Source organism: Brevundimonas sp. UBA7664 (assembly GCF_002483305.1).
Lineage (GTDB): Bacteria > Pseudomonadota > Alphaproteobacteria > Caulobacterales > Caulobacteraceae > Brevundimonas.
Window position 1 is genome coordinate 1 of the sequence record NZ_DLHQ01000032.1, and the last position, 5952, is coordinate 5952.

7 protein-coding genes and 1 pseudogene are annotated in these 5952 nt (G+C 70.5%); 5 read left to right on the plus strand and 3 right to left on the minus strand.

Going from position 1 to position 5952, the window contains the following annotated elements:
- The 4 genes from B2742_RS08210 to B2742_RS08225 form a co-directional block, all read left to right on the plus strand.
- The coding region (locus tag B2742_RS08210) for a sensor histidine kinase (protein WP_292064972.1) at nucleotides 1-827 on the plus strand (827 nt) is incomplete at its 5' end.
- 77 nt (nucleotides 828-904) lie between these two features.
- Nucleotides 905-1393, plus strand: a complete 489-nt coding sequence (locus B2742_RS08215) for a hypothetical protein (RefSeq protein ID WP_292064975.1) — start codon at nucleotides 905-907, stop codon at nucleotides 1391-1393.
- Nucleotides 1394-1510: 117 nt separating this feature from the next.
- The gene (gene lpdA / locus B2742_RS08220) at nucleotides 1511-2932 is read left to right on the plus strand and encodes a dihydrolipoyl dehydrogenase (protein WP_292064977.1); all 1422 of its coding nucleotides are present in this window, start codon (nucleotides 1511-1513) and stop codon (nucleotides 2930-2932) included.
- On the plus strand, nucleotides 2929-3297 hold the full coding sequence (locus tag B2742_RS08225; protein WP_292064979.1) for a hypothetical protein: 369 nt from the start codon (nucleotides 2929-2931) through the stop codon (nucleotides 3295-3297). The genes lpdA and B2742_RS08225 overlap by 4 nt, the downstream gene beginning before the upstream one ends.
- Nucleotides 3298-3344: 47 nt before the next feature.
- Here the strand turns inward: B2742_RS08225 and B2742_RS08230 are convergent, their stop codons facing one another.
- From B2742_RS08230 to fsa, 3 genes are read right to left on the minus strand one after another with little or no spacing between them, the layout of a single operon-like run.
- A complete protein-coding gene (locus B2742_RS08230; protein ID WP_292064981.1) occupies nucleotides 3345-4277 on the minus strand; it encodes a tyrosine recombinase XerC in 933 nt (310 codons plus the stop codon).
- Nucleotides 4259-4960, minus strand: a complete 702-nt coding sequence (locus B2742_RS08235) for a DUF484 family protein (protein WP_292064983.1) — start codon at nucleotides 4958-4960, stop codon at nucleotides 4259-4261. The genes B2742_RS08230 and B2742_RS08235 overlap by 19 nt, the downstream gene beginning before the upstream one ends.
- Nucleotides 4961-4981: 21 nt before the next feature.
- Nucleotides 4982-5635: a fructose-6-phosphate aldolase gene (fsa, locus tag B2742_RS08240; protein ID WP_292064985.1), complete on the minus strand. Its 654-nt coding sequence runs from the start codon at nucleotides 5633-5635 to the stop codon at nucleotides 4982-4984.
- A gap of 30 nt (nucleotides 5636-5665) precedes the next feature.
- Between fsa and B2742_RS08245 the strand changes: the two are divergent.
- Nucleotides 5666-5952 (plus strand): annotated as a pseudogene (locus B2742_RS08245) (primosomal protein N'); the annotation flags it as partial.

The following is a 5952-nucleotide window of genomic DNA, read 5'->3' on the forward strand; positions in this document are numbered from 1 at the left end:
CCGTCTCCGACGAAACCCTGGCCCTGCGCGAGGCCGCCGAGGCCGCCCGGCGCGAGGCCGGGGAGGCGCTCGCCGCCGCCGCCGCCGCCCGCGAGGAGGCCCGGGCCGCGCACGAAGCCGCGCGGAAGGCCGGTGAGGACGCGGAGGCCGAACTGGCCGGCGGTCGCCGGATGGAGAGCGTCGGCCGCCTGACCGGCGGGCTGGCCCACGACTTCAACGCCCTGCTCGGCGTCATGACCGGGGCCCTCGACATGATGCTGCGCCAGGCCGACGACCCGGCCCGGGTGCGCCGTATCGGCCAGGCCGCCCTGGCCGCGGGCCAGAAGGGCGAGCTGCTGACCCGGCGCCTGACCGCCTTTTCGCAGGGCGACGACGCGCCGGTGCTGCGCGTCCTCGACGCCGGCGTCCTGCTCCGTGGCATGGAGACCCGACTGCGGGCCCTGGGCGGACCGGGCGTCGACCTGATGATCGAGGGGCCGTCCGACGCGGCGCCCGTGCGCCTCGACCCCGTCGCCTTCGAGGGCGCGGTCCGCGGCCTGACCCAGAACGCCGTCGACGCCGTCGCCGGCAAGGGATCGGTCGCCGTGCGGCTGGAGACCATGCTCGAGGGCGGGGTGCGTCTGAGCGTGCGCGACAGTGGCCCGGGCATGGACCGCGACCTCGCCGCCCGCGCGGTCGAACCCTTCTTCACCACCCGCGAGGGCGCGGCCGGTCTGGGCCTGTCCCAGGCCTATGCCTTCGCCCGCCAGGCCGGCGGCGTGCTGTCGATCGACAGCGCCCCCGGCGAAGGGGCCGAGGTCTCCATCACCCTGCCCAGCGCGGCCTGAGCCGCCGCCTTTCGCCGTTCGGCCAGCCGGGCTATGGTGGTTAACGCGGGGTGGGTTTCGGGGGCGGGAGGTTCGACATGAAGCTGTTGCGGTTCATCGTGGTGCTGGCGGTCATCGGCTATGCCGGCTGGCTGGCCTGGCCGTTCATCTCTCCCATGCTCGAAGGCGCCGGGCCTGATGTGGCCGCGTCGCGGATGGGCGCCGAGGCGGACGCCGGCGGCGATCTGTTCGGCTTCCTGCCGGTCTGGACCCTGTGGATCGGCGCCGTCGGCCTGTATCTGGTCGCCGCCCTGATGTTGGGCGCGGGAAATTCGAAGGCCGCCGTGGCCTATTTCCTCGGCTTCATCGCCGACGCCGTGCTCCGGCTGGCGCTCGACCAGGGCGGCGGCGACGTCGCCGCCCGATCCGGCGGCCCCACCACCATGGCGGCGCCCGAGGCGGTCAGCGGCCTGCCGGTCGATCCGGTCTGGCTGGTGCTGGGCGCCCTGTTCCTGCTTGGCGTGCTGGTGGTCGTCGCTGGCCGGCGCATCCGGCGCAAGCGCGAAGCGGGTCAGCTGAATTTCTGACGAAGGGCTGCCCGAAAGTCCCGGAACCCCTTATATGCGGCGCGGCGGTTGACCCTCGCGGTCGGCCGCCAGGTTCCGCGCGCCTTCCCGGCGCCCACCACAGACCCGAGAGATTCCATGGCCGAAGCCGCCGTTTCCAGCGCCTCGTATGACGTCGTCATCATCGGCGGCGGCCCGGGCGGCTACAACGCCGCCATCCGCGCCGGCCAGCTGGGCCTGACCGCCGCCTGTATCGAAATGCGCGAGACCCTCGGCGGCACCTGCCTGAACGTCGGCTGCATGCCGTCCAAGGCCCTGTTGCACGCCTCGGAACTGTTCGAGACGGCGACGACGGAATTCCCCCATCTCGGCATCGAGATCGGCGCGCCGAAGCTGAACCTCGGCCAGATGATGGGCCAGAAGACCGAGAGCGTCACCGCCCTGACCAAGGGCATCGAATTCCTGTTCAAGAAGAACAAGGCCGACTGGATCAAGGGCCGCGGCCGGATCGTCGGCAAGGGCCAGGTCGAGGTGACGGCCGCCGACGGCTCGAAGACGGTGCTGACGGCCAAGGACATCGTCATCGCCACCGGCTCGGAGCCGACGCCGCTGCCCGGCGTGACCTTCGAGGACGGCAAGGTGGTGGATTCCACCGGCGCCCTGTCGCTGCCGGCCGTGCCGAAGCATCTGATCGTCATCGGCGCCGGCATCATCGGTCTGGAACTGGGCTCGGTCTGGCGCCGCCTCGGCGCGCAGGTGACGGTGGTCGAATATCTGGACCGCATCAGCCCCGGAATGGACAGCGACGTCGCCAAGGCTTTCCAGCGCGCCCTGACCAAACAGGGCATGAGCTTCAAGCTCGGCTCCAAGGTCACCGGCGCGAAGACCACCAAGGACGGGGTCGAACTGACCGTCGAGCCGGCCGCCGGCGGCGCCGCCGAGACGCTGAAGGGCGATGTCGTGCTGGTCGCCATCGGGCGGCGTCCCTACACCGAGGGGCTGGGGCTGGAGACGGTCGGCATCGAGACCGACAAGCGCGGCTTCCTCGCCAACGACCATTTCCGCACCGGGACGGACGGCGTCTGGGTCATCGGCGACGTCACCTACGGCCCGATGCTGGCGCACAAGGCCGAGGAGGACGCCGTGGCGGTGATCGAGCTGATCGCCGGCAAGGCCGGGCACGTCGACTACAATCTGGTGCCCAGCGTGGTCTACACCACGCCGGAAGTGGCCTGGGTCGGCAGGACCGAGGATCAGCTGAAGGCCGACGGCGTCGCCTACAAGGCCGGCAAATTCCCGTTCAGCGCCAACAGCCGGGCCAAGATCAACCACGAGACCGACGGCTTCGCCAAGGTTCTCGCTGACGCGACGACCGACCGAATCCTCGGCGTCCACATCATGGGGCCCCAGGCGGGCGAGATGATCGGCGAGGCCTGCGTGGCCATGGCCTTCGGCGGTTCGTCGGAAGATGTCGCCCGCATCTGCCACCCGCACCCCACCCGCTCCGAGGCCGTCAAACAGGCGGCCATGGGGGTGGACGGCTGGACGATGCAGGCGTGACGCTTGCGGGGGATGAGGCTGACTGGTTCGGAGACGATCCGACCCATCCCATTCCCCGCATCTTCGTCCTGGACATCCACGCCAAGGCCGCGGACGGCGCTGGCCAGTTGGAGCTCGTGATCGCGAGCCCGTTGCGTAACGACAGACGGTCCAAAGAACGTCTGCTCCGGAAGCTCGATGTCTACCTGGACTTCATTCATTCCGAGGCGTGGCGGGACGAGCATGGCCCGCCTGCACGTCCCACCGCGCGCATAAACGTCCTGATCAACCGGGACTCGGACTCCGAAATGCTTGAGCTTGTTGAGAGCTGCCGCATGTGGGTTGAGGAAGATAACCACACCTCCTTCAACATCTTGCATCGGTAGCGCCGGCCGCCGGCAGCGCCGCCCGATCTGCGATGCATTGATGCGTGTCAGACCCTTGGATGGGCGGCGGAATAGGCCTCCAGCAGGCGGGCGGCGTCCACGGCGGTGTATTTTTGGGTCGTCGACAGGCTGGCGTGGCCGAGCAGCTCCTGGATCGAGCGCAGGTCGGCGCCGGCGCCCAGCAGATGGGTGGCGAAGCTGTGACGCAGGGCGTGGGGCGTGGTCGTGGCGGGCAGGCCGAGCCGGCCGCGCAGCCGCTGGACGGTCGCCTGCACCTGACGCGGACCCAGCGGGCCGCCGCGGCGGGCGCGGAACAGGGCGTCGGATGGTCCGAGCGGGAAGGGCTGCAGGGCCAGATAGGCGTCGACGGCCGCGCGCACCGCGGGCAGGACCGGGGCGAGGCGGGTCTTGCCCCCCTTGCCGATGATGCGCAGCGCCTCGGCCAGCGGCGCGTCGGACCGGACCAGCGACAGCCCCTCCGAAATGCGCAGGCCGCAGCCGTAGAGCAGGGTCAGCACGGCCCGATCCCGCGCGGCTTCCCAGGGTTCTGCGTCGGGGTCGGCGTCGGTCTCCTGCAGCAGGCCGCGCGCCTGGTCCTCGCTGACGGGGCGGGGCAGGGACGGCTTGATGCGGGGACCGCGCACCAGAGCCAGTTGCGGCGCCGGTGTGGCGCAGCGCCGGTCGAGGAAGCCATGGAAGGCGCGGATGGCGGACAGGGTCTGGCTGATTGACCGGGCCGCCAGCGGGTGGTCGCCGCTTCGCCGCTCGGCCAGATGGGCGCGCACCTCGGCGGCGGTCACCGTTCCCAGGTCGGCCAGTCGCTGCGGCCCGCCCCGGTGCCGCTCCAGAAAGGCGAGGTAGAGGCGGCCGATGCGGCCATAGGCCTCCAGCGTGTTCGGAGACAGCCGCCGTTCGTGGGCCAGATGCTCCAGCCAGGCCGCAAGCGCCTGATCGGCGGAGGTCAGCTGAGAATCGGCCATCGCTCGGCGGTCCGTTCCACGACGCGGGCGATGAAGGCCACCAGTTCGCAGCCCATGTTGGGGGCGAAGCCATCCTCCTCGGGCGAACCGAAGGCGCAGATCGCGTGGCGGGCGGGCGCCTCCGCGCCGGGGAACTGCGGGGCCATGCGGATCAGGGCCACCGACTTCACCTCGGCCTCGTTCGCGCCGAACAGGTTCAGGCCAGCGAAATTGGGTCCGAGCCAGGTCAGGCCGTGCTCGCCCAGCAGGGAATCGACCCCTCCGGCCTCAAGGCCGCGCCAGCCGAACGGCACGCCGCCCGGCTTTTCGAGGGCGATGGCCGCGCCGGCGAGGCCGAACCGGCCCTGCGCCACCGCATCGAGACGGCGGGCCAGATCCGACGGATTGCGCGCCTCCATCAGGTCCAGCGCCGCGACGTGGGTCTGGGTCTGGGCGGCGAAATTGGCGCGCGCAATGGATTCGATGCGTTTGCGGGCGTCGGCCTCACGCTCGGCGGCCTCTTCCAGCCTGGTCAGGGCGGCGCGGCCGAACTCCACGACATTGCGGCCGTGGGGCTTGAGCCCGATCTCTTCCAGCAGGGAGCGGTCGTCCAGCAGGAACTGGGGGTTGGCCTGCAGCCATGCCCGGATTTCCGGCCAGTGCGGCTCTTCCGGCTTGGACGAGAGGTCAGGCGAAACGCTCACAGACCTCTCCTCGAGGCGAAACTAGAGAATCGACTGACCGGTCTTGCCCCAGTCCGCCAGGAAGGCATCAAGCCCCTTGTCGGTTAACGGGTGTTTGACCAGGGCCTTGAAAACGTCGGCCGGGATGGTCGCGGCGTCGGCCCCGGCCACGGCGGCGGCGCTGACGTGGTTGGTGTTGCGCAGGCTGGCGGCGAGAATCTGGGTGTCGAAGCCGTGCACGTCATACAGCACCCGGATCTCCTCCAGCAGGCCGATGCCGTCGGCGCCGTGGTCTTCCAGCCGGCCGACGAAGGGCGAGATGAAGGTCGCGCCGGCCTTGGCGGCCAGCATGGCCTGGGCGGCCGAGAAGCACAGGGTGACGTTGGTCTTGATGCCCTTGTCGGCGAAGGCGCGGGCGGCGCGCAGCCCGTCCCAGGTCAGGGGCAGTTTCACGACGACATTGGGGGCGATGGCGGCGAGCTTGTCGCCTTCCTTCACCATGGTCTCGAAATCGGTGGCCACGGCCTCGGCGGAGATCGGCCCCTCGACGAGGGCGCAAATCTCGGCGATGACCTCGGCGATGTTGCGACCGGATTTGGCGATCAGCGAGGGATTGGTGGTGACGCCATCCACCATGCCGGTGGGGACCATGTCCTTGATGACGGCGACGTCGGCTGTGTCGAGGAAGAGTTTCATGTCGGTCTCTCTAGCGGAGCGGGCGAGGCGGTGAAAGTCGCCAGCGTCCTCATCCCCCTGCCGGTGTCCGAGGCCTTCGACTACGAGGTCCCCGAGGGGCTCGAGGTCGTGCGCGGCGATCAGGTCGCCGTGCCGCTGGGGCCGCGGCTGATGCGGGGGGTGGTCTCTGAGGCGCGCGAGACGACCGGCTCGAACCGGCGGCTCAAGCCGATCGACCACGTGCTGGACGATCCGCGCCTGCCGGAACGCACCGTGGACTTCGTCGAATGGGCGGCGCGCTGGACGCTGAGCGCACCGGGCGAGATGGCGGCGGCGGC